The 26816-nt window shown below is 47.0% G+C and carries 25 protein-coding genes and 1 tRNA gene; 13 read left to right on the top strand and 13 right to left on the bottom strand.

Features of this window, described 5'->3' with window-relative positions; genetic code table 11:
* Positions 1 to 216: 216 nt before the first annotated feature.
* From JGK36_RS10965 to JGK36_RS10955, 3 genes are all read right to left on the bottom strand, one after another.
* Positions 217 to 945 (bottom strand): 1-acyl-sn-glycerol-3-phosphate acyltransferase, encoded by a 729-nt coding sequence (locus JGK36_RS10965; RefSeq protein WP_293177172.1) that lies wholly within the window; start codon positions 943 to 945, stop codon positions 217 to 219.
* A gap of 37 nt (positions 946 to 982) precedes the next feature.
* Positions 983 to 2209, bottom strand: coding sequence for an RNA-guided endonuclease TnpB family protein (locus JGK36_RS10960; RefSeq protein WP_293177174.1), 1227 nt, complete (start codon positions 2207 to 2209; stop codon positions 983 to 985).
* 589 nt (positions 2210 to 2798) lie between these two features.
* On the bottom strand, positions 2799 to 3236 hold the full coding sequence (locus JGK36_RS10955) for a nucleoside deaminase (protein ID WP_293177342.1): 438 nt from the start codon (positions 3234 to 3236) through the stop codon (positions 2799 to 2801).
* Between the two features lie 248 nt (positions 3237 to 3484).
* On the opposite strand from JGK36_RS10955, the gene JGK36_RS10950 reads away from it, so the two are divergent.
* The 3 genes from JGK36_RS10950 to JGK36_RS10940 all read left to right on the top strand — a co-directional run bounded on the left by JGK36_RS10950 (position 3485) and on the right by JGK36_RS10940 (position 5626).
* Positions 3485 to 4081 carry a TerB family tellurite resistance protein gene (locus tag JGK36_RS10950; RefSeq protein WP_293177176.1) on the top strand — a complete coding sequence of 199 codons (597 nt, stop codon included), beginning with the start codon at positions 3485 to 3487 and terminating at the stop codon, positions 4079 to 4081.
* 544 nt (positions 4082 to 4625) lie between these two features.
* Positions 4626 to 5459, top strand: a complete 834-nt coding sequence (menB, locus tag JGK36_RS10945) for a 1,4-dihydroxy-2-naphthoyl-CoA synthase (protein ID WP_293177178.1) — start codon at positions 4626 to 4628, stop codon at positions 5457 to 5459.
* Entirely contained in the window at positions 5447 to 5626 is a 180-nt protein-coding gene (locus JGK36_RS10940; RefSeq protein WP_293177180.1) for a hypothetical protein, read from the top strand. The genes menB and JGK36_RS10940 overlap by 13 nt, the downstream gene beginning before the upstream one ends.
* 63 nt (positions 5627 to 5689) lie before the next feature.
* Here JGK36_RS10940 and JGK36_RS10935 read toward each other — a convergent pair whose 3' ends face one another.
* Positions 5690 to 6004 carry a hypothetical protein gene (locus JGK36_RS10935; protein WP_293177182.1) on the bottom strand — a complete coding sequence of 105 codons (315 nt, stop codon included), beginning with the start codon at positions 6002 to 6004 and terminating at the stop codon, positions 5690 to 5692.
* Positions 6005 to 7010: 1006 nt separating this feature from the next.
* Here JGK36_RS10935 and JGK36_RS10930 point away from each other — a divergent pair.
* The 9 genes from JGK36_RS10930 (at position 7011) to JGK36_RS10890 (ending at position 14640) form a co-directional block, all read left to right on the top strand.
* The gene (locus JGK36_RS10930; RefSeq protein WP_293177184.1) at positions 7011 to 8237 is read left to right on the top strand and encodes an SPOR domain-containing protein; all 1227 of its coding nucleotides are present in this window, start codon (positions 7011 to 7013) and stop codon (positions 8235 to 8237) included.
* A 506-nt stretch (positions 8238 to 8743) separates the two neighbouring features.
* Positions 8744 to 9448, top strand: a complete 705-nt coding sequence (locus JGK36_RS10925; RefSeq protein ID WP_293177186.1) for a PspA/IM30 family protein — start codon at positions 8744 to 8746, stop codon at positions 9446 to 9448.
* Between the two features lie 291 nt (positions 9449 to 9739).
* Positions 9740 to 10528: a PspA/IM30 family protein gene (locus tag JGK36_RS10920; protein WP_293177188.1), complete on the top strand. Its 789-nt coding sequence runs from the start codon at positions 9740 to 9742 to the stop codon at positions 10526 to 10528.
* A gap of 402 nt (positions 10529 to 10930) precedes the next feature.
* Positions 10931 to 11446 carry a hypothetical protein gene (locus JGK36_RS10915; RefSeq protein WP_293177190.1) on the top strand — a complete coding sequence of 172 codons (516 nt, stop codon included), beginning with the start codon at positions 10931 to 10933 and terminating at the stop codon, positions 11444 to 11446.
* Positions 11422 to 11760, top strand: a complete 339-nt coding sequence (locus JGK36_RS10910) for a POTRA domain-containing protein (RefSeq protein ID WP_366025764.1) — start codon at positions 11422 to 11424, stop codon at positions 11758 to 11760. Before JGK36_RS10915 ends, JGK36_RS10910 begins: the two co-directional genes overlap by 25 nt.
* Positions 11712 to 12212 (top strand): ShlB/FhaC/HecB family hemolysin secretion/activation protein, encoded by a 501-nt coding sequence (locus JGK36_RS10905; RefSeq protein WP_325315284.1) that lies wholly within the window; start codon positions 11712 to 11714, stop codon positions 12210 to 12212. Before JGK36_RS10910 ends, JGK36_RS10905 begins: the two co-directional genes overlap by 49 nt.
* A 749-nt stretch (positions 12213 to 12961) precedes the next feature.
* Positions 12962 to 13516, top strand: coding sequence for a Uma2 family endonuclease (locus JGK36_RS10900; RefSeq protein WP_293200921.1), 555 nt, complete (start codon positions 12962 to 12964; stop codon positions 13514 to 13516).
* A gap of 75 nt (positions 13517 to 13591) precedes the next feature.
* On the top strand, positions 13592 to 13846 hold the full coding sequence (locus tag JGK36_RS10895; RefSeq protein WP_293200919.1) for a hypothetical protein: 255 nt from the start codon (positions 13592 to 13594) through the stop codon (positions 13844 to 13846).
* A 218-nt stretch (positions 13847 to 14064) separates the two neighbouring features.
* Positions 14065 to 14640 carry a Uma2 family endonuclease gene (locus JGK36_RS10890; RefSeq protein WP_293200917.1) on the top strand — a complete coding sequence of 192 codons (576 nt, stop codon included), beginning with the start codon at positions 14065 to 14067 and terminating at the stop codon, positions 14638 to 14640.
* Between the two features lie 116 nt (positions 14641 to 14756).
* On the opposite strand, the gene fba is transcribed toward JGK36_RS10890, so the two are convergent.
* The 8 genes from fba to JGK36_RS10850 form a co-directional block, all read right to left on the bottom strand.
* Complete coding sequence (fba, locus tag JGK36_RS10885) at positions 14757 to 15836, bottom strand: class II fructose-bisphosphate aldolase (RefSeq protein ID WP_293196872.1); 1080 nt, start codon at positions 15834 to 15836, stop codon at positions 14757 to 14759.
* Between the two features lie 241 nt (positions 15837 to 16077).
* Positions 16078 to 16149 (bottom strand) — tRNA-Lys (locus JGK36_RS10880).
* Between the two features lie 67 nt (positions 16150 to 16216).
* Positions 16217 to 17116 carry an aldose epimerase gene (locus JGK36_RS10875; RefSeq protein WP_293177201.1) on the bottom strand — a complete coding sequence of 300 codons (900 nt, stop codon included), beginning with the start codon at positions 17114 to 17116 and terminating at the stop codon, positions 16217 to 16219.
* A 166-nt stretch (positions 17117 to 17282) separates the two neighbouring features.
* Positions 17283 to 19427, bottom strand: a complete 2145-nt coding sequence (locus JGK36_RS10870; RefSeq protein ID WP_293196871.1) for a CapA family protein — start codon at positions 19425 to 19427, stop codon at positions 17283 to 17285.
* Positions 19428 to 19661: 234 nt separating this feature from the next.
* Positions 19662 to 20849, bottom strand: a complete 1188-nt coding sequence (locus JGK36_RS10865) for a transposase (protein ID WP_293177205.1) — start codon at positions 20847 to 20849, stop codon at positions 19662 to 19664.
* A gap of 163 nt (positions 20850 to 21012) precedes the next feature.
* A complete protein-coding gene (locus JGK36_RS10860; protein ID WP_293177207.1) occupies positions 21013 to 21186 on the bottom strand; it encodes a hypothetical protein in 174 nt (57 codons plus the stop codon).
* A 55-nt stretch (positions 21187 to 21241) separates the two neighbouring features.
* Complete coding sequence (gene panB / locus JGK36_RS10855) at positions 21242 to 22021, bottom strand: 3-methyl-2-oxobutanoate hydroxymethyltransferase (protein ID WP_293190468.1); 780 nt, start codon at positions 22019 to 22021, stop codon at positions 21242 to 21244.
* A gap of 451 nt (positions 22022 to 22472) precedes the next feature.
* Positions 22473 to 23507 (bottom strand): Gfo/Idh/MocA family oxidoreductase, encoded by a 1035-nt coding sequence (locus JGK36_RS10850; protein ID WP_293190467.1) that lies wholly within the window; start codon positions 23505 to 23507, stop codon positions 22473 to 22475.
* Positions 23508 to 24239: 732 nt separating this feature from the next.
* Here JGK36_RS10850 and JGK36_RS10845 point away from each other — a divergent pair.
* Entirely contained in the window at positions 24240 to 24539 is a 300-nt protein-coding gene (locus tag JGK36_RS10845) for a ferredoxin (RefSeq protein WP_293129326.1), read from the top strand.
* A gap of 374 nt (positions 24540 to 24913) precedes the next feature.
* Here JGK36_RS10845 and JGK36_RS10840 read toward each other — a convergent pair whose 3' ends face one another.
* Positions 24914 to 26569 carry a SpoIID/LytB domain-containing protein gene (locus JGK36_RS10840; protein ID WP_293196870.1) on the bottom strand — a complete coding sequence of 552 codons (1656 nt, stop codon included), beginning with the start codon at positions 26567 to 26569 and terminating at the stop codon, positions 24914 to 24916.
* Positions 26570 to 26816 lie beyond the last annotated feature (247 nt).

The raw sequence follows: 26816 nt of genomic DNA, 5'->3' as shown, positions 1-26816 counted from the left end.
TTAATACAGACACAACCAAGCAAAATAAGTGCCGCAACTCTCAACAGCACCAAAAAATATTATATCACAATTAATTAATTCTTCCTTCTTCCTTCGGTCAACCATCAACTACCAACTGCCAACTACCAACTGCCAACTGCCAACTATCAACTGCCAACTATCAACTATCAACTGTCAACTGCCAACTGCCAACTGCCAACTGCCAACTGCCAACTGTCAACTGTCATCAAGAGTTTTAAGAGCCATTTCGAGTTGGGCCGTCAACAATTTTGCTTCTTTTTTACCACTACCACCATTAGCATAATCTGCCACAGAAATCGGAGAACCGATCGCAATTTTAACCCTCGAACGCCATCGAGGAATGCGCGGGCGATAGCGAATACTCATCGGTACAATCTTCACCCCCAAACCCGGTGTGTTCAACTCCGCTTGCATGGCCAAACGAGCCAATCCAGACTTCGCAGGGTGAACTTCACCATCTTGAAAAATTCCACCTTCGGGAAAAATTACCAACATTTGCTTGTCGAGGAGCAATTCCACCCCGTAACGGAGACTGCTAATTGCCGGATGCCGGATATCGACAGGAAAGCCTCCCAAATGTCTGATAAACCAACCTTGCACTCCTTTGACTTCATCAGCAGTTACCATGAACCGCAAATCGCGTCCAGTCACCTTCTGTCCCGTTGAATAGGGCATCATCAGCGCATCCCACCGGGAACGATGCGTCGGGGCTAAGATTACAGGCCCGTCTTTCGGCAAGTGTTCCTGTCCGGTTATCTCAATCTTGCCAAAATAAAACGGTAGGACAATATAGTGACCTAGCGGATAGAACAAGGAGGTTAACCAAGGAGAAACGCGAGAGGTATTAGATGCTACCTTGGCAGGCATTGGCTTCACTAGAGAGGATTTACTGAACTCAACGGCGATCGCGGCAGTATGATGCATGGCAATTACCCTGCTATATCGATATATAGAGTGTGAACTACCCGCCAGCAATCGGAGTACCGATATGCTGGGGGCTTCCCAATTCAATGGCAACAGCCTCGGCGACAGTGGATTTTTGCCCATACCGCTTTGGTCTTACATTGCCTCCAAGGGCAGTAACGCTGGTTCCCAACGTCAATATCCGTAAGCCCTCATTTCTGATATTGACTGCCGCATTAATGTCTCTATCGTGCCGCTTAGAGCAGTGGGGACAATTAAATTCACGAACAGACAGATCCATTTTCGGCAACAACAGTAAAGTCTCAGAACAAAGGTGCGATGACGGAAAAAATCGACCGACTTCTAGGTAGACTTTGCCCTCTGCCTCTGCTTTGTATTTGAGCATCGTACAGAACATTCCCCAGCCAGCATCACTGATGGATAAGGCAAGGTTATGATTCTTTACCATGTTCTTTACTGCCAGATTTTCTACGACAATGACTTGGTTTTTATCGACTATCTTACGGGATAGTTTATGCCGGAAATCTTCTCGAACTCTAGAGATTCTGGCGTGGACTTTGGCAACAGCCAATTTAGCCTTGCGCCGCTTGTTGGTAGTTTTGTCCCGTTTACGACATAACTTACGCTGTTTGCGCTTCAGGTTGCGCTCGTGTTTTCTCAGATGTCGAGGATTTTGGTATTTAGAGCCATCAGATGTAACAACAAAGTCAAGCAATCCGAGGTCGATACCAATGGCTTTGCCGTCTTTGTTTGTAGCGGGCTTGTCAATACCATCCTCCATCAGCAATGATGCGTAGTAACGACCATCAGGCATCTTAGACACCGTAACCGTCTTCAAACTACCCACTAATTCGCGATGAATTTTAGCTTTAACCACTCCAAGATTACCCGGAAATTTAATCTCGTCATTTCCCAAAACTTTAACGTTCTGTGGGAACTGAATCGATTGTTTTCCGTGACGTTTTTTGAAAGTTGGGTATGCTGCTCGACCATCAAAGAAGTTGATAAACGCTTGAGACAAATTCAAAACCGAAGACTGAAGGCATTGAGAATAACAATCTTTGAGCCATTCAAACTCAGTTTTCCAGACGGGAATCTGTTTCTTCATCGTGAAAGCAGAAATACCTTTCCCAGTCTCTTTGTAGGTTTGGGACATGGTAGCCAATGACTGATTCCATACCCAACGGACACAACCAAAAGCTTGCGCTAGATGGCTCTGTTGTTCAACGCTTGGATAGATTCTGACTTTGACTGCTTTTAACACGATATTATTTATCACAATCGGCATACCTATGATAATACAGGCACAAAGAAAAGGGTGAAGATTTGCTCATCTCCTCATCCACCCAACCGCCCGCCACCGAGCGACGAAGAGTCAGATTCCGGTGGGGTGAAATCGTCGCAAAGCTCGCCTTTCATCCATCGCGGGATAACGGTACTCCGTTTCGCGCGATGGATTCCCGTCTGTTCTAGCTAAAGATATGTTGCTTGGCAAATCTTTAGTCTTTCGATGGGGACACTTTTGCTATTGGCCTTTGCCTCCGCAAGCGATCGCACCCAAAACAGATAATCTGTAAGCAGGTAAAATACGATCCCAGCCGACAGCACTACCGCACAGCCGTCAAGGGATTTTAGATTTTAGACTTTAGATTTATGCCACAGATTAATCTGGGAATTGGAGCTTTGGTCTAAAATCTGGAGTTCACCGCGACGAGTGTCGGCAAGCAAGTATCCGTTTTTAGGCGGGGTCAACCGCCGAGAAAGCTCGATCGGGCAATTACCGATCTATTATTTCAGTTAAAGAGCCAAGTTAGACTAAACATCGGCTATGGGAGAGTAAAAAACTTTACCTGTTAAATTTGCCGGCGGGCTTCAAACCAAGCAAGCAACTGATCTCGACAAACAGACTCCATAATACCGCCGAGCACCTGTAAGCGGTGACACGAAGGCGCGCTATCTGGAAGATTAGCCACCGTCCGAATTGTGCCAGTTTTCGGGTCATCTGCTCCGTATACCAGCAAACCGATCCGAGCTTGTACGATCGCACCAGCGCACATCGGGCACGGCTCCAGCGTCACGTAAAGCGTGCATTGATTGAGATGCCAGTCTTGCAAAACCTTGCCCGCCGCCCGCAGCGCCAAGACTTCAGCATGAGCAGTCGGATCGCAGTCTCGCTCTCGCCGATTTTGCGCTTCGGCAATCAATTTGCCAGCACCGTCAACAATGACAGCACCCACTGGCACTTCGCCCGCATCACCGGCTGCTCGTGCCAGTTCCACAGCCCTACTCATCCAGTGTCGGTGAATAGCATAATTAGAATCACTACTACACAACGGCTCTGTTGGCAAATTCACGGTATACCTAAGTATCTGAAAACACTTAATATAATCTTATTTATCCACTTGCTGTGGAGAGAAGTAAGTGCGATCGCTAAGAAAACAAGTTTTTTACGGAATTCATGGCATACTTACCTAGCTGAAAACACTTAAGATCGAGAAATAAAGTTACACTACAGCCCCATCCAGAGTAATTTTGAATTATGGACACCACCCTGATTAGCACTGAAGTTGTTGAGCTGTTGTCCCGGATTAGCCGCCAAAAGCTCCGCGAACAAGATATCACTCCTTTGGTAGTGTTTGTGACTGCTCTGATTTCCATCCTGCGGGGAGTGATGATTATCGACAGGACGATCGCAGTTGAAGAAGAAGAACGGCTGCAAAAGACTCTCAAAGCCTTTGCCAGCGGCGATCCACATCGGATAGAACTAATTCAGCGCCTTGTCAAAGGAGTCTCCAAACAGCAGGTTTACTTCAACCCCACGGAACTGCTAACCCTGACAGCTTTCTTCTCAGAATCAGAAAAGCTGTTGCTCATCGGTTCCGGCTACGAAATGTCAGCGGTAGACGGACACATCGATTTGAGGGAGCAAATGTACTTACAGTCGATCGGCAATCGGCTCGGCCTCGACTCCAGACACATTGCAGTCGTAGACACTTTATTTACCAAAGAAGGAACCCTCAACCAAGAAGACTTTGCCGAAGTTAAAGCTTTACTAGCTCCCAGCGAATTTGAGTCCCGCGATCCGGTATTTGCCAAAGCAGCAAAGCACCTGCTGTCTCTGTTAACGCGCAAATAATGCAACGCAAATTATTTGCTGCGTCAAAATTTGAGACTGTTGGGATGGGAGACGGGAATTGCGCGCTCTTGTATTAAAAACCGGGTTGTTTAACCGGCAACAAGAGCGCTTCACAGTTGATTTGGGGAAGTCGGTTTGGGCCACGAGTCCCGCTTAATTTTTTTTCCCAAGAGTCGATCGACCTTCGTATCCCATTGAACCGAATCCGTCTAAAATCTAAGGAATGAGAATTAAATAACTTACAATTTTAATTATTGTGGGATGGGCGTCCCGCCCGTCCTTTATAGACGGGCGGGACGCCCATCCCACTTTTAAGAGTGTAAATTATTTAATTCGCGATCCTAAAAGCGAATTATTCCTGCATCGATCGCCCCAGCTCGCTCTCAAATCTCAACTTAACCCCGCATCAACGGGTACCTTGCCCCCGACGCTGTTGAGCGAGTGGATGCTCCCCCAAATTTAGACCAAAGTTCCTACTCCGGTGATTCATCTGCCGAGTAAATCTAAAATCTAAAATCTAAAATCTAAAATCGACTGATTGATTATGCAAATTGAATGGCAAACCGCCAAAACCTACGAAGACATTCTCTATCAAAAAAGTGGCGGTACCGCCAAAATTACCATCAATCGACCTCACAAACGGAACGCTTTCCGTCCCAAAACCGTGCAGGAATTGTGCGATGCCTTTACTGATGCCCGTGAAGACACAAAAATCGGCGTTGTCCTCTTCACCGGTGCGGGGCCTCATACAGACGGCAAATACGCCTTTTGTGCCGGCGGCGACCAAAGCGTGCGAGGTTCTGCGGGATATGTAGACGAAGGTGGCATACCCCGGTTGAACGTGCTCGACTTGCAGAAGTTGATTCGATCGATGCCCAAAGTTGTGATTGCTTTAGTTGCAGGATATGCGATCGGCGGCGGTCACGTTTTACACTTAATTTGCGACTTGACGATCGCTGCTGACAATGCTATTTTCGGGCAAACTGGCCCCAAAGTCGGCAGTTTCGACGGCGGTTTCGGGGCCAGCTATCTCGCCAGAGTTGTCGGCCAGAAAAAAGCCCGAGAAATTTGGTTTTTGTGCCGTCAGTACAGCGCCCAGCAAGCTCTAGAAATGGGTTTAGTCAACTGCGTCGTACCCGTCGAACAACTCGAACTTGAAGGGATGCAGTGGGCCCAGGAAATTCTGGAAAAAAGTCCGATCGCGATCCGCTGTTTAAAATCCGCTTTTAATGCCGACTGTGACGGTCAAGCCGGTCTCCAAGAACTGGCTGGAAATGCCACTTTGCTGTATTATATGACCCAGGAAGGCGCCGAAGGCAAACAAGCCTTTTTGGAAAAACGGGAACCCGATTTTAGTCAATATCCTTGGCTGCCGTAGCTCGATCGAGAAATAAGTTTTGGGATTCCCTCATTCAAGCTACAGATATTATTGATTGCTGTGAGTTGAATGACCCGAGTTTAGTCGATCGTCCAAAAGTATCAGTATGGATACCAATTGCCAAAAAGAATGAAACTGCTTTGCCAGATCCAAATCATAATAGATAATAGTTATCAGTGATTTCCCAATCGCCAATCGAAAATGATACAATCTGTCCTGTTGCCGACGGACTAAACCGAGACTGCTGCTGATTTTTCGGTTAATGTTGTGCCTGTTAACTGGCAGGCGTTGCGTTCAGAAACAGGAACAGCGGTCTCATGCGGAGTCGCAGTCTGTTCTTGCCACAGTTCAATTTCTGTGATGTTTTCCCAAGATCCCCCAAAAGGCGAAACTGCCAAAGAACAAGCTTTCCACTGACTTTGCACCGGCACGGTCAACAGAGCACAAATTCCTCCGCGTCTCCCCTCAGGGGTATAGTGGCGGCAGTGACGACAAGCAGAAATTAATGGGGTTTTCATAAAAGTGTTGGCGGAAATCAGTTTCATCTCTAATTCTCCTGTGTAGAGCTAGGAGGTTTTAGAGCATCCCAGCCCTTATCCTGTCTGGGTTATAGCGATCCCCGAAGCATAATAAACCTTAATGATTTATTTATAATCTTGTTATATATAGAAACAATCACCTCAGTCCTTCCTCATTTTGTAGCGAAAAAGACAGGTTAAAAGTTTATAAAGGGTCAGGGATCAAGCAAAAGGACAAATACGGAACGACTATGAGATCTTCTAAATAAACGGTTGCTCCGATGCCAAAATCTGCTGAGAGTCGGGTAAGCAGCCTCCGGGACACAGTAAGAATTAAGGTTTCAGTTGACAGTTGACCAGGGACAGTTGACAATTAACAGCGACCTCTACCTGGAAGGAAGAGGATTAGAGTAATGAATCGTCTTCTTTTAATTTATCAAGGGCGATCGGGCTTGGGGCTTTAAACCAATTCTTTATGGTCAAACGAAAATGAAAACAGAGCAAATGGCGATCGACACTTCGGGCCCAAAGGCAGCAGTTGCCTTGACACCAAAAGCAGCTAATCCTAGAATAAGCAAGTTTTAAAGCTTCTTGTTGATAAAAAAAGTTCGGCAAGCGGAAAACGAGCGAGTCTTTAGACCTTCCATGAAAGCGGCACGGGCGGTTCAAACCGCCGTGAATCTTTCTTGATTTTTAAAATTTTTAGCAGTGTAAAAAGGGCTTTTGCCGTTACACTCTATTGTTGGGATGAATACACAGGTGTAAACCTGGGAAGCAAATGCCTACCATATATTCAAGGTACGCGGGGACTCCACGGAACCAAGGGCTAAGCCCCTTAAACGCTTGAGGAGCTTGCTGAAAGGCAAGGATAGCAGCCCACCATTTTTTGGCAAGAGGATTGCGCCCAAGAACCCTAGTAATAGGGATATTAAGAACGAAATTTCTTAAGAATCTCAGTCGCCAAGAGCGCTGAGAGTGTCAACTTTAGAATCAAAACATTAAAATCAATTCAGAGGCGGTAGGAGTTTTGCTAATGAGTAAGCGTTCTTCAGTGGAATCCCCAAGTCAATCCTCATCAACCCCAATCAAACCTGCTTTGCAAGCAGTCCTCGGGTGTTTGGATGTCAACCTAGAAGCAGAACTGACAACATACAGAAGACACAGGCGGCGCGCCGAACAGTGGGTGTCGCCATCAGTTCGCAGCGGCCAGCCAACAGCCACAACCGAGCCACAAAAAAGCCAAAACCTACCGCAGGCTGCGGAGGAAGCCCAGCAACCGCTGTCGCTGCCCCTATCCCTTGGCGGCGTCCAGGGCGATTCCCCGCTAGCAACTACCGTGGGTGGGACAAAAATATCTAGCAATACCTTTGCACCCAACAATTATCTCGAATCCAGCGAAAAACTGATCGAAAGTTTGGACGAAGCAAAAGCTGAGCCTGCCCAAGAACGCAGTTTGGCCGCGAGTCTGTTAACTCCCTTGGGACTGAGTTCGATGTTGCTGTTTCTGTTGTCGTGCACAGCTTTGGGTTATGCAGTGATGCACCCGTCAAGTCTGGTTAAAATGGCAGGCCTGAACCGTTTTCTCGATCGCACAACCCCCTCTACTAACGAAAGTCCGGCAGCTACAACCATAGATAGCAGTAGCAGCAGCAAGGAACTGCCGAAAGCTCCAAATCTGGCATCCAAAGAATTTGTCGAGCTAGATTTGAACACTCTCAGCAACGTCAATCCCACAACCAGCCCCATTGCTTCCCCGTCGCCCAAAGCATCAATCCCCCCCAATCCGCCAGCACCTCCTGCCCCCATCGGCGCTGTCCCAATTCCGACAGAAGACGGCAACCCGGCCAGAGGTAGGGAACAAGGACTCAACAATATTAGTACCGCTTTGCTTCCCAGTCCCAGCCCCAGCGCCACCCAGACAGTCCCGACACTGCCGACACTGCCTCCCACACCCTCCCCAGCCCAGCCAGCCGCCGCATCCCCTGCCACAGCAGCCCCGACAGCCACAGCAGCCCCGGCCGCAGCAGCCCCGCTAGGAAGACCGACACGGGCTAGCGACGGCTTTTACTACGTTGTCACCGATTACACCAATGAAAAAGCGCTGCAACAAGCCAGAACCGCAGTTCCCGATGCCTACGTGCGGAACTTCTCAAAGGGTGTCAAAATTCAAATGGGGGCTTTGAACGATGCTGCCTCAGCAGAACGTTTGGCAAAGGAACTCCAAGCCAAAGGGATGAAGCCGCAATACTATCAGCCGTAAACTCGTTCAACAGTTGACAGTTGACCGCTTGACAGTTTGACAGTTTGAGAGCGACTTCTACCCTTAAGTCCGAGGATTGGAGTAATGAATAGTCTGATTTTAATTTCTCCCGAGCAGGCGGGCGGGCTTTCAACCAATTATTTCTGGTAAAGGTTCAAAAACTTTAACTAAATTGTTAGACAAAGCTAGACAATGATGAATGTTTTGTCTAACACAAAATTGGTTTTTTAAGTCAGACAAGTTCCCACACAGAATGCAAATGTAGACGCCCGATCCAAACCTTACGCTGACCAGTCAATCGATTTGAGATTTTAAATTTTAGATTTTAGATTTGCTGACAGCGCAGTGAATCTGGGAGATTGAACTCTTAGTCTAAAATTTGGGAATCGACCCTGACGCTCGCGTTGGGGGCTTGTACCTATTTTTGGGCTGGTCAATCGAAAATCGCAAATAGTATTAATTTCAAATCCTAAATCGAAAATTTAATAAATCGGGAGATAGGTAAAATGGGATTATTCGATCGCCTGTGGCGAGTGATTCGAGCCAATATTAACAGTTTGGTCGGAGCAGCCGAAGATCCAGAAAAAATTCTGGAACAAGCTGTAATGGATATGCAGGAAGATTTAATCCAGCTCAGACAAGCCGTAGCAGGAGCGATTGCCGCTCAAAAACGCACCGAACGCCAGTGTTCCCAAGCTGAGTCCACAGCCGCAGAATGGTACCAGCGGGCGCAGCTAGCTTTGCAAAAAGGCGAGGAAAATTTAGCGCGGGAAGCTCTGACGCGCAAGAAATCCTATCAAGAAACGGCAACGGCGATGAAAGCCAGTCTCGGACAGCAAAACGCTGTGGTTGCTCAACTTAAAGAAAATATGCGATCGCTCGAAAGTAAAATTTCTGAGGCAAAATCAAAAAAAGATATGTACATTGCCCGAGCTCGATCGGCCAAAGCGTCAGAAAGGCTCCAAGAAATGATGGGAAATCTCAGTACCGGCAGTGCTTTGAGCGCCTTTGAAAAAATGGAAGAGAAAGTTATGCAGCTAGAAGCTCGTTCCGAAGCCATCGCAGAACTTGGAACAAACGATTTAGAAAAGAAGTTTCTCTCTCTCGAAGCTGCCGGCGATGTCGATGCCGAGTTGGCGGCGATGAAAACACAAATGCTTCCGAGCAAGAATACACCAAAATTGCCGTCGGGCGAGCCACCCACATCCTAAACCCCACTCAACACAACAATAGTTGGGATAATTGGCCAAACTTCTCAACAGATGGCCCATCAGCGTATTGGGGAATTCCCGGATCGAAGTTAAACTCAATAGATAGGTGCATCAATTAGCTTGGCTGCACCACTGACTCGATCGCTTTAAACTGTATTTACTATGTTTGCAAAATTGCTTCATGCTCGATCGCACTAAAAATCTGACCAACTGAGTCTCACCATCGCGGGCTAACGCTATCAAGCCTGCTTTGGGCCTACTTCGTACACCTCACCCAGGAAAAATAGCATTATGGGATTATTTGACCGCATTAGCCGAGTCGTCAGAGCCAATCTTAACGATATGGTCAACAAAGCTGAAGACCCGGAAAAGATTTTAGAACAATCCGTTACGGATATGCAGGAAGACTTGGTGCAGTTGCGTCAAGCCGTTGCCAGCGCGATCGCCACTCAAAAACGCACCCAGACTCAGTACAATCAAGCTGAATCCCAGTCTAACCAGTGGCAGCAGCGCGCTCAACTCGCCCTGCAAAAAGGAGACGAGACTTTAGCCCGCGAAGCTCTAGTACGCAAAAAGTCTCACGCTGAAACGGCTGCTACGCTGAAAGCGAGTCTGGAACAGCAATCGGGTCAAGTGGAAAGCCTCAAACGCAACTTGATCGGTTTGGAAAGCAAGATTTCCGAAGCCAAGACGAAGAAGGATATGCTCAAGGCGAGGATTTCTGCTGCTAAGGCTCAGGAACAGCTCAACAATACCATTGGCACCTTGAATACTGGCAGTTCAATGGCAGCTTTCGAGCGCATGGAAGAAAAAGTTTTGCAGATAGAAGCCCGCGCGGGAGCTTCCGCAGAGCTGGCGGCTGGCGGGAGCAATTTAGAGGAACAGTTCCGCTTGCTTGAAAGTGGTGGCGATGTTGACGACGAGTTAGCTCAGATGAAGGCTCAACTGAGCGGAGGTTCTGTGTCTCAAGGTCAATTGCCGGCTGCGGGTAAAACTGCTGCGGCTCCTAGTAGCTCGGAGTCGAGTCCGGTGATTGACGCGGAGTTGGAAGAATTGCGATCGCAGCTCAATAAAATGTAGTAATTTCTATCAAAATTCACCGATTTCTCAGATAACCCCGCCCAACAATGGGTACCAGCCCCCGACCCTCGTTTAGGGTCGAGTTCAAAATTTTAGACTAAGGTTCAAGCTCCCAAATTGCATGAGAGAGTAAATCTAAAATCTAAAATCTAAAATCCAAAATCTAAAATCGACTGATAACTTTGATAGAACGCTCCGCCTACCTACAGCGCTAGCTTGGGTAAGTCGGAGCTTTTTTCTGGATTTTTTAGCAAATCACAAAAAATATTTTTTGTCAAGTATATTTATGTTGAATTTAATGACTTAAGTCTTAAACAAAAGTGATAAAGTTACTTTAATCTTTGTAATTGCGCCAGGAACCCCTGCTCGTAAGTGTAAATAACTATCAATTATTATTAATCAATGATGCCCCTGCCACATTCCAGAGGGTTTTGTAAAATCAAGTTTTTTAGCGCAATAGCACTTGGTTGTTCAATTACAGCTATTTGCTTCGCATCGTCAGCAGCTCAAAGTGTTGGCGATCCGATCGTTGCTGGTGAATCAGGCGGGCGATCGCCTTTTGTTAATAACAATTTACAGTCTCAATTAAAACTTAATCCAGAAACAGCAGACGATCGCGATCGACTTTCTGGCGATTTATACTCAGGCTCAGAATTAGATAGATACAGTAAAGAGCCAGAAACCGACATCCCGGAATTTGCAGCAGCAGCGCCAAGTCAGGAACCTGAAACTCTCGCCCAATTGCCCAACCGAGGAGACAACCGACAAGAAATTCCCATTCCCAATCCTGTACTGCCAAATCCGGCTCCCCTCCCAGAACCCGCGCCAAGAAAGCCCCTACCTCCGATAGAACAGCTTTTGCCACCCGTCCCCGTACCGAGACGGACTGAAGAATTGCCGAATATTCCGGTACAATAACGGTCGATCGATGTGAAGTAGTTGGCAGTACCGTCTTTAGCAAACAAGAATTAGATGCTGCACTCAAAAACTTTGTAGGCCGCCCGCTGACTTTCGCCGAACTGCTGGAAGCTCGTTCTGTGGTGAGCCAACTCTACATCAGCAAAGGTTTTATCACTTCGGGTGCACTGCTGGAAGCTCGTTCTGTGGTGAGCCAACTCTACATCAGCAAAGGTTTTATCACTTCGGATGCCCTGATTCCCCCACAAACCCTTGCGGTTTTCCACTGTCGCCCGGGGCGGATGCTCGCGGTAGAACTCGGGTTTCGGCGCTGAGACTGTTTCAGGATTTTACTCAGCGGGGAGAGAGGGATGTCTTGGCGGCGCGATCGCAGTTCAATCTGGGAGTCTCAGCATTTGGCGCTACCGCGAGCAACAGGGAGCCTGACGGTCAATTTTTGACGTGGCGCGGTCAATTGCAGTACGTGCGGTTGTTGGCTCCCCAGACGCTGCTGGTTGTGCGCTCCCAGGCGCAGTTGGCAATCGCTGAGCTTTTGCCGATCGAACAATTTGGTTTGGGCGGCCCGGATACAGTGCGGGGCTACCGTCAGGATGCAATGCTTGCGGATAACGGACTTTTTGCTTCCGCCGAGTTGCGGTATCCGATTTTGCGTACCGGGGACAAAAAAGGTATTTTGCAGGTGACGCCGTTTGTGGATGCTGGCAATGTTTGGAATAGCGGGGGAAGGGTGGCTCTGGAAGCAAATACTCTGCTATCAGCGGGATAGGGCTTGCGGTGGCAGTACGGCGAGAGGTAGAATTCTCGGTTCGGCTGGGGCATTCCTTTGATTGGCATCAAATCGGGCGAGAGGAGTTGGCAAGAGCGCGGGCTGTATTTTTTCGTAGAATTCAAACCTTTTTAGGAAAATAGCCGTTCTGCCCTTAGCGGAACTGAGTAATTTGGCTATATAGTAATAAGTATCATTTGGCACTCATCTTGAGGTGCCAAGAGTGCATTTTACTGAAAATTTTTACATTAAACTATGTCTAAGGTGCGGTTACTGGTTTTAAGTTCTTTTGCTTCCGGTTTTGGTTTTTGCTCAATCATTTTGGCGATGTTTACGATGATTTACGGGCTGTCGTTTACGTCTTTTTTTGTGTTTGTTTTAACCTTGGTATTCTTTGGAATCAATATGGTGTTTGCTTTGCATTATTACACATCAATCACTAAGCAGTTGAATGTGAAAAGTAAAAGGAAAGCTAGAATTTAGCGGTTGTGAAGCAGCAGCGGATAAAGGCATGGAGAGCGGGAGCATCTCATTTTTTGATTTGTATTGCTGTCGGGAAATCGCGAGTTTTATATAGATCGCGAGCTTGGACAGCACTAGAAAAAAAGCTTTTTACCAAAATGAGATGCTCCCTGGAGAGTTCTTGATATAATTTGAATGGAATCAGAAAAACGCCTCTAGGTTAGGACAATTATCTAGCTGCTGTAAATCATAATTATTGTAGGTCTAATTATTTAGGAGGTGCGATCGTGGTCATTGCTCAAACCAACCCGCCAAACCTTGCTTCAGATGCAACAAAGACTAGCTTCACTCCTGATGAATACCGGGCCATGGAGGAAACCGCCGAAGAACGTCACGAATATTGTAACGGAGAGATTATTGCTATGCCCGGAGGTTCAGAAGTCCACAGCGCGATCGCCTGTAACTTGTTAATTCACTTGGGATTTTTGCTCAGAGACACCGATTTTCGCTTGTATAACAGCGATTTGCGGGTTTGGATTCCCGAATATAACTGCGGAACCTACACTGATTTGATGGTTGTCAATGGGGAACCGGAATTCCATGGATCTCGCACGGATGAAATTCTCAATCCTTTACTGATTGTCGAGGTTCTTTCGCCCTCTTGTGAATATCTGCTGGTCAGTCAAGCTGAACCATATATTGAACAATATCACAATCTCGATCGCCCGTCGGGCGATCGCTGGCAATGGCAAGTGTACGATCGGGTTGAAGGGGCGATCGTCCTGCACAGCTTAAATATAGAACTGCCGATGGCTGAAATTTACCGCCGGATTAGTCTTTAAGGGCGATTTATCTAGCTTTCTTATCTGTCATAGGTTAGCAGCAGAAGTTTTATGAAGAAGGATATTGAGAACGAAATGGAAGACGAATTACTTGCTGAGTATGACTTTACTCAGATGAAAGGAGGTGTTAGAGGTAAGTATGTTGAGCGATATCGTGCAGGGACAAACTTAGTGCTTTTAGATCCAGATATTGTGCAAGCTTTTCCCAATGATGCATCAGTGAATGAGGCATTGAGGATGTTAATCGAGATGGTAGCATCTCTGTTTTGCATTTATAGTGCTGTCCCCGCTCGCGTCTGCTACCAATCGCGAGCGGGGACAGCACTATAATAAAAAAAATGCTTTTTGCAAAATTGAGATGCTAATCCAGATTGCACAGCGCCAGCAGTCAAATCACGAAGAAACTAAACTTTTATGACGCGATGTCAGGAGATTGTGCGATCGCTCAGATTCTTAAAATCCCGAAAAAGCGATCGCCTCTGGGTTAGGACAATTATCTAGCTGTAAGTCATAATTATTTAAGGTCTAATTATTTAGGAGGTGCGATCGTGGTCATTGCTTCAACCAATCCGCCAAACCTTGCTTCAGATACCACAACTCGCTGCACTCCAGATGAATACCGGGCGATGGAGGAAACCGCCGAAGAACGTCACGAATATTGTAACGGAGAGATTATTGCTATGCCCGGAGGTTCCCCCGCTCACAGCCGTATTGCCGTAGACACTACGACTTTTCTCAATGTGGCTCTCCGAGACACCAATTTTCAAACCTATAACGGCGACTTGCGAATTTGGATTCCTAGCTTCAATCACGGAACTTATCCCGATGTTATGGTAATTGATGGCGAACCGGAATTCAATGGATCTCGCACGGATGAAATTCTCAATCCTTTACTGATTGTCGAGGTTCTTTCGCCCTCTACCGAAGCCTACGATCGAGGTGAATGTGAATATCTGCTGGTCAGTCAAGCTGAACCATATATTGAACAATATCACAATCTCGATCGCCCGTCGGGCGATCGCTGGCAATGGCAAGTGTACGATGGGATTGAAAGGGCGATCGTCCTGCACACCTTAAATATAGAACTTCCGATGTCTGAAGTCTATCGCCGGATTAGTCTTTAAGGGCGATTTATCTATCTTTCTCATCTCTCCACACACAAAAACCGGGCAACTTCACAGCTACCCGGCAATCTAAACTTTAGACTTCAGATAAATCTAAAATCTTCAACCTAAAATTATTAAACAGCGACAGTCTTCTTAGCAGAAGAGCTCAATTCGCCCTTTGCATACTTAGCTGCAAAATCGTCCAAAGACATTTGCTTGATCTTTGTACCGTGACCGGCGCAACCGAAAGAGTTGTAGCGATCGCTACAAACCTTCTGCATATACTTGATCGACGGCTTCAAGAAGTGGCGCGGATCGAATTCATCTGGCTTAGCAAACAAAGCTTCGCGCACCGCAGCGGTAATCGCCAAACGGTTGTCAGTGTCGATGTTGATCTTGCGAACGCCGCACTTGATGCCTTTTTGAATTTCTTCGACAGGTACGCCGTAGGTTTCGCGGATAGTGCCGCCGTTGCTGTTGATGATTTCCAGCAATTCTTGGGGTACAGAAGATGAACCGTGCATTACCAAGTGAGTATTTGGCAGGCGGCGGTGAATTTCTTCGATGCGACTGATTGCCAAAATTTCGCCAGTCGGTTTGCGGGTGAATTTGTAAGCGCCGTGGGAAGTGCCGATCGCCACTGCGAGAGCATCAACGCCGGTTTGCTCGACGAAATTAACAGCTTCTTCAGGATCTGTCAGCAATTGATCGTGGGAAAGCGCGCCTTCAAAGCCGTGGCCGTCTTCTGCTTCGCCCATCCCTGTTTCCAGAGAACCCAAGCAACCCAGTTCGCCTTCAACGCTAACGCCGATCGAATGAGCAACTTTCACCACTTCGCGAGTAACTTCAACGTTGTACTCGTAGCTGGCGGGAGTCTTAGCATCCGCTTCCAAAGAACCGTCCATCATTACGCTGGTGAAACCTTGGCGCATGGCAGAATAGCAAGTGCCGGGGGCATTGCCGTGGTCTTGGTGCATGGAGATGGGGATGTGAGGATAGGTTTCAACTGCTGCCAAAATCAAGTGGCGCAGGAAATTTTCGCCAGCGTAGGAACGAGCGCCGCGAGAAGCTTGCAGGATCACAGGGCTGTTGGTTTCGTCAGCAGCGCGCATGATCGCTTGGATTTGCTCCATGTTGTTGACGTTGTAAGCCGGTAGGCCGTAACCATTTTCAGCCGCGTGGTCGAGCAGCAGTCGCATAGGTACAAGCGCCATAGATATTCCTCCTAATTATTTGTGTTTCTGGACAGTGGATTTTGAACAAGCTGAATTCTTACGATAATCTTAAGACAATTTGTTGCCGATCGCGCATTATGTTTCCAGATTTCAATTTAGGCTTAAAAAATCCACATTGCCCAAAACTAAATTCGGGGCAATCCCGCTGGGATTGCCCCGAATTCCTTGTTAAAGCTAGAATTCATTCTGCCTTTTAGTTTCTACCTTGTGCCTGAAAAAATGGGTCGCCCGGGATTTGAACCCGAGACCAATCGGTTAAAAGCCGAATGCTCTACCGCTGAGCTAGCGACCCGCGAAAACATTGTTACCGCACACAATTTCTAATAGTAGCACCCATCATTTCAAATAGCAAGTGTTTTTCAAAAAAAAGTTGCAGTCATGCGAACCAGCATCTCGCAAGTCGCTCCCGGCTGCAAATAAATCAAGTGTTCGCCAGTATTGAGGGCATTTCTAGGAGCCGTCCAAGGTTCCAAACAGTAAAAATCCTTGCCTTTCAAAGTCCAGAAAACCAACTTCCCATAGCTGGAGTTGTAACTGACGGTGAGCCGCAAGCCGCGGGCCTCGTCAGTTACAGTAGCAGCAAGACCTGTCAGTTCGTCAAAGGAAACATCTATTTCGTCGAGAGTCGGGTCAAAAACCCCTGTGAAATAACCTTTCTGGTGAGTGTGGTGATCTCTGTACTGCATCCCGGGAATCTCAAAGCGCAGATTTGTCTTGTCGGGTGCTAAAAAGTAAGGATGCAAGCCGCTAGCAAAGGGCATTGGTTCGTCACCAAGATTGGTGTATTCCTGCACAATTTCCAAAGAATTGCCTTTAATTTGATAAGTAAAAGCTAATTGGAAATCAAAGGGATAAACAGTCTGGGTTTTCTCGCTGCTTTTGAGCACTAGGGTAAGAGCCGCGCAACCCTCGGTAAATTGTTCCGTCGCCGTCCAAGGCAAGTCGCGAGCAAAGCCGTGCTGTTTGAGCTGCCGCTCCACTCCCTTGTGGGTGTAAGTGTCGTCGGGGAGATTGCCACAGATGGGAAACAAGATGGGAATCCCGCCGCGTACAGTCCGATCGGGATTGGCGAACCGTTCCGCGTCCAAGTAAAACATTTCTTTGCCTTCAACCAGCCAGCTAGTGGCAATACCGCCCCGTTCCGGCACAACTTCTAGGGTAGAGTTTGCGGTTTCGTCGGAGAGGATATAGGTTTTGTACTGCTTTTGCTTCAGCGCGATCGCAAACACATTTGTCATTGTTAGTAGGTCGTCGATCATTGGTTGTTAGTAAATCGGTCGTTATTAATTGGTCGCTGGTAGTTGATTTTCGCCCATTACCAGAAAGAATTGGTTGAAAGCCCGCCCGCCCGATCGGGAGAAATTAAAATCAGACTATTCATTACTCCAATCCTCGGACTTAAGGGTAGAGGTCGCTCTCAAACTGTCAACTGTCAACTGTTGAACACCCTTTTGCTGCCCCTGTCTCCTCACTCGGACTCCCACTGGCCGTCCCCACGTTCGCAGCTATAGGAGGCAGGGCGAGCCGCAGCGAGCCGCGATCGCTGCTTTTGCCGGGAACGACTCTGTTTGTCGGCTGCTCTTTGAGTGCGACTTTGAAAGATACATCGCCAGTTGGGGGAATATAGCTTTGGGGACTGAGTACCCCTCCCGAACTCGGAGATGGGGGCGAAATAAACGGTTCTTTGATGAATGGTTCTTTGGTAAACGGATCTGGTTCCCGGCTGGGATTTTCAGGTTTAGTGCGATAGACGCGCGATGGCAAATCTTGACTCGGAGGCGGGTTCGACGACCTAGCAGGCCCTGCCCCGTTCTGGAAAACTGAGGAGTTGTCCGGCTGTTTGGGCAAAGCCGGTACAGCGGGCAAAATCGGAGTAGGTTTGGGTTGTCCTGGGCCTGGCAGATTGGTTTCTCCTGTCAGGGGGACTGGGGAAGCCGACCCGGGCTCGTAGGTACCGCTTTTTGGTGCTCCTGGCAAGGTCGAATTTGGAGTTTTTGGTGCCAATCCTGGGTTGATTGGGGCCTCTAGAACCACAGAAGAGCGCATCGGTCGATCGAATATACTAGAAATTTGTTCGACGCGTTTGAGGATGCGATCGCCCGCTGCTCCATTCACCACTTTCGGCTGAAACTTTTTCACCTCCACAGGCAAAAATTCTACCTTCATATTCCTGTCTTTGAGCGATACTTTCAGGACTGCGGTATCGTAATCGCTGCGAGCATTCGCGCCGAATATAAAATTACCCAACGAGTAAACAATCGGGCGACCCTTGTAAACTTCGGCACCTTGTAGGACATGGGGGTGGTGTCCCACTACCAAATCTGCACCTTGATCGATCGTGAACCGAGCCAAATCTATCTGCCAGTCCCCGGGATAATCTGCCAATTCGACTCCCCAGTGGTAATTAACAATAATCCAGTCTACCTGACCTTTGAGAGCTCGAATATCCTCTGCCACGCGATTGTTACGCCGGGGGTTGGTGCCAGCCTTACCTTGGTCGGCAGCATGAAGGTCAGCATCGTAATAACCGAGGTACGCGATCCGCTGACCCTTAACCTCAATAATATCTGGACGCCTTGCTTCTTTGATATCTCTACCGGCTCCCAGATGCCCTATACCAGCATTATTTAGAGTATTTATAGTTTCCACCAGCCCCGGTTCCTCGTAATCCATAGCGTGGCTGTTTGCCAGATTGACAATATCCACTCCTCCTGCTGTTAATACTTTCACCGATTCTGGATCGGCTTTAAAATTTAATTGTTTTTTGCCAGAACCCAAGGTAGAGCGAGTCAGGGGGTTTTCTAGATTAACCATCGATACATCTGCTTGCCGGTACTCGTCCATATTGGCAAAAGCCCAATGGTAATCGTTGCCAGCAGATGCGGCGATCGCATCCGATAGATTCACATTTCCTCCGAACATCAGCGTTACGGTGGGGTCGTAGGGATTAGCAACCTGCTTTTGTTGCACTACAGGTACTAATTCTAAGGCCGCTTGCACCGCATCCGGACGTTTGGGAGGCGGCCCCGACATTACCGCAGCTTGCTGGTAAGGGGAGGCTGGAGACATTAGCCGTAGGGCTACAGCCTCGTGGTAGCTCAGCCAACACCCTAAAATAAATGATGCCAGTGCCGAGCCCACTAGCAGCAGAGAACGATATGTTTTAAATTTAACCCAATCGACGACTAATAGGGAACGGTAACGCCGCTGGTTGCGGTTTGCCGGAGTCACTATTCGGACTGACTGTTTCCAGAGAATCTCTGGTTCCCCAGCCAAGCGCGCGTGAATTCGCACTCCTTCTACTGCTGGCGAGTTGAGTCTCCAGAGTTGGTGACAAATAAATTTAACTAAGCCTTCGCGGAGAGTGCTCCCCAGTAATGTATTCTCTGGTGCAAATCCGCGTTGGAATTCTACTAGGATTTGGACGCAGCCGGCTTGAGCCTGTTCGACGCGGGCATAAATCCCTTCGGGTCGCAGCAAGCTGTCAATCCAGTAATTCAGGGCCTGAAAGTTGCCCGATCGCGCTAGCTCCAAGATAGACGGCTGCGACCAATTTTCTGCATATACCATCAATTAGCCTCCTTAACACGTTCGAGCGATGACTTCAATTTGTTTTGAACGGAACTACAATTTTTTTAGCTTAACCGCCACTTCGCTGCCCGTTTTGAAGCTAGTTGTTGGTCGCCACCATTTTTTACATTTAGGTGATGCTTGCTGTCAGTGATTTTTATCACATTTTGGTATCTGGATTGTAGATTTTTGATTTTTGATTGGAGATTTGACATTTGAGATCGATTGAAATACTCACCGACCGTCGCGGACGGTGATTCTTGACGCTTCACCGACTGATGCTACCGGAGTAGTCTTACTCTGTCTCTGCGCCCATTTAGAGTCGTGGCGATTCCCCATCCCGACTTGCTCTATATTTTTAGCAGCATTTTCGTCTCTATCTTGCTCAGTGCCACAACTCAGACAAAGCACTGAACGAATAGATAAATCTATTTTGCCCCATTTGAAGCCACAGTCTGAACAAACTTGGCTAGTCGGTTCCCATCTACTAACTACTTTAAACTCCCTGCCAAACTTCTCAGACTTGGCCTCACAGAGAGTCCTAAACTCCCTCCACCCTTGCAAGCTAATCGCTCTGGAAAGCCTCCGATTCTTGACCATTCCCGACACGTTCAAATCTTCCAAAACAATCACTTGGTTTTCGTTGACTATTTTGGTTGATAATTTGTGCAGAAAATCTTTACGGGTATCAGCAATTCGGTTGTGCAGCTTGGCGATTTTGATTCGAGTTATATTTCTCCTCCTAGAATCTTTGGGTTGACGGGCTAACTTACGCTGTAGTTTGCGAACTCTTCGGTCTAGCTTTTTATAGCTAGGGCTTTGGGCTTTTTCGCCATTGCTCATCACCGCAAAGGTCTTAACCCCTAAGTCTATCCCAATACTAGGATTTTTCGCCTCAATCTGAGTTGGTTGAATCTCTACTACAAAGCTCAGAAAATACCGATTAGCACAGTCTTTGATGACTGTAACAGAACTAGGTTCTGATGGTAATTCTCGTGACCAAACGGGTTTGACAATACCAATCTTGGCTAGATAGACACCATCACCTTTGAGCGAGAATCCATAGCGAGTGAGTCTTGCCGATTGACTATTCGTCCTCTTTTTGAATTTAGGATAGCCAATTTTACGACCTTTCCGCTTTCCTTTACCGGAGTTGAAAAAGTTCTTGAAAGCCGTTTCTAAATCCGCTACAGATTGTTGCAACGGGATGTTTGATACTTCACTTAACCAAGCTCTTTTTTCAGTCTGTTTTGCCTGAGTAATTACTACTTTTTGAAGTTCGGCAGATTTGGGTTTCTTTTCAGACTGTTTAGAAAGGGCAAGAGCATCATTCCAAACTACCCGAACACAACCAAACAATTGAGCCAATTTCTGTCGTTGTTGGTCGGTTGGATAGAATCTGTATTGATACCTTGCTTTCATTGTTTTCGGTTCTTTACTTTGTTCTATTATACTACAATACCGTTTACTTAAGAGCGCCATGGGGGTAAAACCCTATGAGAAATAGATACGGAGATTGCTTCGTTCCTCGCAATGACCATCTTAAGTAAACCGTATTGTATTATACTAGGTTTTACTGATAGAATTAGGAAGATTCAAAGAAAATTAAAGCCGTCCTAGAAGGACGGGGCTTGTTACCCGCTTTTTTGGTCAAGGGATAATTGAAGTTGAGATTTTCCAATTTTAGCGGTAATTGCGGGCGATCGCGATCGGCAAAACAGATGCTGCTAGGGGTGCGAACTCGTACAAGGCGAGTCAACAACCCGCTAAGTAGTATTCAATCTGCTGGCGAGCGAGTCAGTTCGATTTATGGTTTACAATTCGGGAAATTTTCGTTCTCTAACTTCTAGGGAATAATCTTGGACGGCTTGGGTAATTGTCGATCGCAAATTGACGTAAGCTTTCGCAAAAGGCGGTTGTTTTTCGGAAAGTCCCAACAAATCGGAAGTAACCAAAACTTGTCCGTCGCAGTGTGCCCCCGCACCGATACCAATGGTGGGAATAGTTAATTTTTGGGTAATTTGAGCAGCTAAGTCTGGGGGAATGTGTTCTAGGACGATCGCAAAGGCACCGGCTTCTTGAAGTGCGATCGACTCGGCTTTGATGCGATCGGCAGATTCGGCTGTTTTGCCTTGTTTTTTGTAACCGAGTTGGTGTACCGACTGGGGAGTTAAACCAACGTGACCCATCACCGGAATCCCGGCGGATGTTAGCTGCAAAACGGTAGCCGCCATTGCTGGATATCCGCCCTCCAATTTTACAGCTTGAGCGCCAGTTTCTTTCAAAACTCTCCCGGCCGAGTGCATGGCTTGCTGGGGACTTTCCTGGTAAGTCAAAAACGGCAAATCCACAACAACTAATGCTTGCTTGACTGCGCGACGGACTGCTTTAGCGTGGTGCAGCATTTCATCGAGGGTTAGCGGTAGCGTAGTTTCGTAGCCCAATATTGGCATGGCGAGGGAATCGCCGACTAGGATGATGTCAGTGCCTGCTTGGTCGAGTAGTTGGGCGATCGCATAATCATAACCGGTCAGCGCCACAATTCGACGCCCTTGCTGTTTCCACTGAATCAGTTGATGTGTAGTTACTGCCATTTTATTGCAAAAATATATAGCCTTTTTTAGATTGATGAGGTACTATGCGGCATTGGGCATTGGGCATTGGGCATTGGGCATCGGGCATCGGGCATACCTCACTTTTTTGAGAACCGCTATAGCCTTTTTTAGATAGATGAGATATCAATACTTCGGACAGTTTTAGGCACGATTGAATATTTAAAACCCATACTAGCTATTGCTTGGACTATTTTTTCAAACTTTAAGTTTAGCCTTCAGGCAAGAAAAAAAGATTAAAAATGCCAAGGCTTGTGCTGTAAAGATTACAGAGGCTTTAAAAAATTGTCCGAAGTATTAAGGTATGTCTGGCAATTGCTAATTGCTAATGGGGAGGAAAGGTTTTGAACCACAAGTTTTTCGGTGATTGCCGATTACCTTTTTATCTGAGTAGCGATTAGCGATTAGCGATTAGCGATTAGCGAATCGTACCTCATATTTCGATCGAACTGCTATATGAATTGTCGATCGCCAATTTTTGCCTAGTCTCGCTCGAACGCCTCGCAGCATCCGCTAATTTCAAAGCGTACAAACTACTGGTATTCTTGACGTACAACGGCGTACCGTTTAACAAACAGTCTAACACCATATCCGTATCCTTAGCAAACAAACCGCGCCGCGTTCCTACTGCGATCGCCTGCCGAGTTTCTCCCTGAATCAATTGACCGGATTCGGGAGTAAAAATCAGCGTTCCTGCTTCTCCGTAGATGGTAAAAATGTTTTCCGACTGCCAAAAAGTCTCTCCTTTTCCATAAACAGCTTCAGCGACAACGCCATTGGTAAAGCGTAACTGTGCGTTGCACAAACAAGCTTTGTAGAAATCCGGCTGAGTGTCCCAAAATTGAGTTTGACAGTTAACGGTTCCGACTTCTCCGAACAAATCAGTAAATCGGTGAAGTCGAGAAATTGCCCCGATTAAGGGAAAGCCAAATAGGGAATGCTGAAAAGTCCAGCGCTGCGGTACGGTACGCTGAGGGGTAATAGTAATGTAGCGGGCATAAAAAACTTTACCGATTAATGGTAAGGATTCTTTGATTGCTTGATGCAAACCGCCTAACAGTTCGATGTGTTCGATGTGGAGGAGTTTTTGCTTTTGGGCGGCAAGGGCGATCGCCCTTTCGGCCTCAGACACATCTAAAGATAGAGGATATTCGACCACAACGTGCTTGTCATTTTCCAACGCCGCCAGGACGATCGCCCCATGATCGCGGTTCACTGTACAGACAATTACCAAATCTAAATCATCTCTTTCTACCAACTTGCGCCAAGAAACCTCAGCCTCGGCGCCGAATGTTTGACAAAATGCTGCGGTTTTATCCGGGTTGCGGCCCGCGACTGTTACTAAGTGCGATCGGGCGTCAGCTACCAACGTCTCGGCCCTCAACTTAGCCGCAAAACCAGTACCCACAATCCCCACGCGAATAGGAGAATTTACTTTAAAACCAATGCCAGTATTGATTTGAGTCATAGGATTTTAGATTTTAGATTTTAGATTTTAGTATAGTTAAAGACTTGCAGTGCAGGAGCCCAGAGTTCCATCGTGCAGATTTTAGGCTGTGGTGCGATTTAGGCGGGCTTTGAGCACCCAAGTCTGGTGCGATATATCGCAACCGCCACATCGGTGAGGACATAAATAATCTCATGAATAGAGCCGATACCCTTTAAGCATAAATGGTTTGATTCCCGTAGTGTGCAACTGTCCACTGTGCAACTGTCCACTGTCCACTGTGCAACTGTCCACTGAGGGCGGGCACGGCGGGGCACCGCCCCTACCAACTGTCAACTGTCAACTGTCAACTGTCAACTGTCAACTGTCAACTGTCAACTGTCCATGGCTGCGGGGACAAATTCCAGCAAGTCTGGCTGAAAGTCGATGACACACCCCATAGCAAAAATCGGATTTTTTGGTTGTCGGGTTCAAAATAGGATTTTTTTCTGCAACCGGGTTATTTGGCGTAAGTCTTGCGGCAACAGTATCACAAGGCTGAGCGCAACATAGGTATAAGTAATCAAGATGAAATTAGAAAAAGTTATAACTAATCCCATTCAAATCTTTTGTAAATAAGTGTTGCAACCTTACTTCTTTCCCCTACTATCATAAAGGGAACGAACCTAAGAGCTCACCTCAAAGCTGATAGAGCCTTGAAGTTTGCATTAGGAAAACTTATCAATATTGTTGAATTTTTGAGAGGATTAGTGCATGGCAACTTACAAAGTTACCCTCATCAGCGAAGCCGAAGGAATCAACCAGACCATTGACGTTGATGACGATACTTACATTCTTGATGCTGCCGAAGAAGCAGGACTCGACCTCCCGTATTCTTGCCGCGCTGGAGCTTGCTCCACCTGCGCTGGCAAAATTACTGCTGGCGAAATTGACCAATCTGACCAATCTTTCTTGGATGATGACCAAATCGAGGCCGGATTTGTTCTGACCTGCGTCGCTTATCCTAAGTCTGATTGTACGATCGAAACTCACCAAGAAGAATCCCTCTACTAAGAAAGGATTCACAGGCGCGGTGCGCTAATTAACCCGGTTTCTTGTTTGCGTAATTGAGCTGTTTCAGCTTAATTACGTTAAGAAACTGGGTTTTTGTATGGAAAGATGGCGACAAAGATCCGACGTGCGGTTAGAAACCGCGTCTATACAAAAAATGTCCGCAGCAGACGTACGGTTAGAAACCGTGTCTATACAAACGATGTCCGCAGCAGACGTACGGTTAGAAACCGCGTCTATACAAACGATGTCCGCCTCCGCGGACTGAAGAAAGAAGATAACGTAATTTTAACCGGCCACTCTTCAACCCACGCACCATCCGGGTTTTGTTTGTCTAGACGCGGTTTCAACCGCCGAATCTTATGCCGAATCTGATGCTATTCCCGCCAAAATGTAATGGAATCGTTGAGGGGCACAACTTGAGCGCCGGGAAAATAAAAACTCAGAATACGATCGCCATTCCAGCCCAAATTAGCTAAATTGTAAGAACCAGTTTGACTCATTCCCACGCCGTGTCCGAAACCGCCTCCGACAAAAGCATAGCCGTTAAGAGTTTTGTCAGGATTGTAAATTGGATCTAGATAAAACAGCGTGCTAATCGGCGGATAAAAAGCATTGCGAATCTCATCTTTGTCAATATCGATGGGGCCCAAATCAGTTTGTACCTTCATTTGCAAAACTCGACCAGCCGCCGACCTTTCCACCACTTCAACTTTGGTGAGAGTTTTAAAATTAGCTAGCGGGTGCTTTTTCTTCTGAAGATACTGCCGCAGAAATCCACCAATTGATGTCAGTGAGACTTCTTCGCGCCAGCGGAAGGTTTCTTCTTTTTCCTCATTAAAGCCTGCTTTGAGAGTCATAAAGCGGCGGAAGTTGGTTTCGTCAGACAAGCTCTGCTTTGTCAAGTCCCAGAGGTTTTTGGGGGAATCGACGATCGATCGCAAATATGGACGTTCCGGGCCGTGCCACACATCGCCAAAAGTCGCCGTTACGCCGCCGCTAGACGCTGAATAGAGCGCGTCTACGAGCTGATTTTCGTAAGTTAGGACTAAACCTGCTGTTTGGGCGATCGCGCGATCGCTCTGCGGGAAAACTTCGGTCAAACCTTTATAAACTTGACAGTTAACATCAGCGCACAACTCGTAATTATCCACAGCAAACCGGCGCAAATTTCTCAGCGCGTAAGTTCTCGCCAAAATAGTTTGAGCGACAATCGAAGCGTAGGGCGAAAAAGCCCCTATTTCGTGAGGAACAACACCGCGCAAATAAGTTTCCGTCGGCACATTATTGACTAAAGTATAAGTACCGTAAGAATTTTTTTGTAAGTGCAAACTGCCACCGTAACGGCGAGTTTGTTGAATAGCTTTTTCTGGATCGATAGCTGTCGCCTCTTGGGTAGTTTGTTCAAATACCTCAATTACATTTTTTCCCGCCGTGACATCCAACTCATTGCGGTTGAAACGAAAGCCATTTAAAAGCCAAAACGTTTGAGGTATTTGTTTAAAAACTTTCGTATCTAAAAAAGCAGTTTTGTTACCTTGAGCTTGCAAACTTTGCAACAGCCAGCGCCGCACTATAGGAGAATTATAAGTATCTCTTTTTGCCCAAACTTGCCAGCGCAAAGGTTGAGCAATTTCCACATCAATACCCTTGGCGCGCCACTGATTGGCGCTATCTTCTGCACTCTCAAAACTGCGGTGGGAGCTCAGAACAACTCGTTCTTCTACTAATGGCGCTTCCAGAGGTTTATTCGCTATTTCTAGCTGGATGCTGGCGGTAGTTTTAGTTTCTATGCCTTGGGGAGTTTTGTAACTTAATGTTAAGCGATCGCCAGGTAAAGCTTTCAGCGTTAGTTTATCGGTGGGTTTGGCGCCAAACCGCTGCACCACGCCGATTTTGATGAGTCTATTTTGGGGAGTTTGGGCGTATCCAGCAGCGTTGGAAAGGGGCAACAGGCACAATGCGGTGAAAACAGTGCTAGAAATGCAGCTAAACCATTTGTAATTGGGAGTTGGAGGTGCTTGAGCGAACACGGTTATCTATCTCCCGATAGTTGAAATTTGGGGATTTGCGATCGCTACGTTAGCACATTTGGCCGCTGGTACAGCGAAATTCCCAAAGATATGCCAGTCGTAGGGTGTGTCGCCTGCGATAAATGCCTAAAAGAGCGACTTTTCGAGCAAAATAATTGTGTCCTCAGAAACCGGGTTTCTGCGTAGATTTCTCGCCACTAAACACAAAATTTCGTAGAAACCCGGTTTCTAGCCTCCCATAAAAATA

The organism is Microcoleus sp. PH2017_35_SFW_U_B (assembly GCF_020737865.1).
Lineage (GTDB): Bacteria > Cyanobacteriota > Cyanobacteriia > Cyanobacteriales > Microcoleaceae > Microcoleus.
Note: the sequence above shows the minus strand (reverse complement) of the source record. Positions and strands in the feature narration are given on the sequence as shown.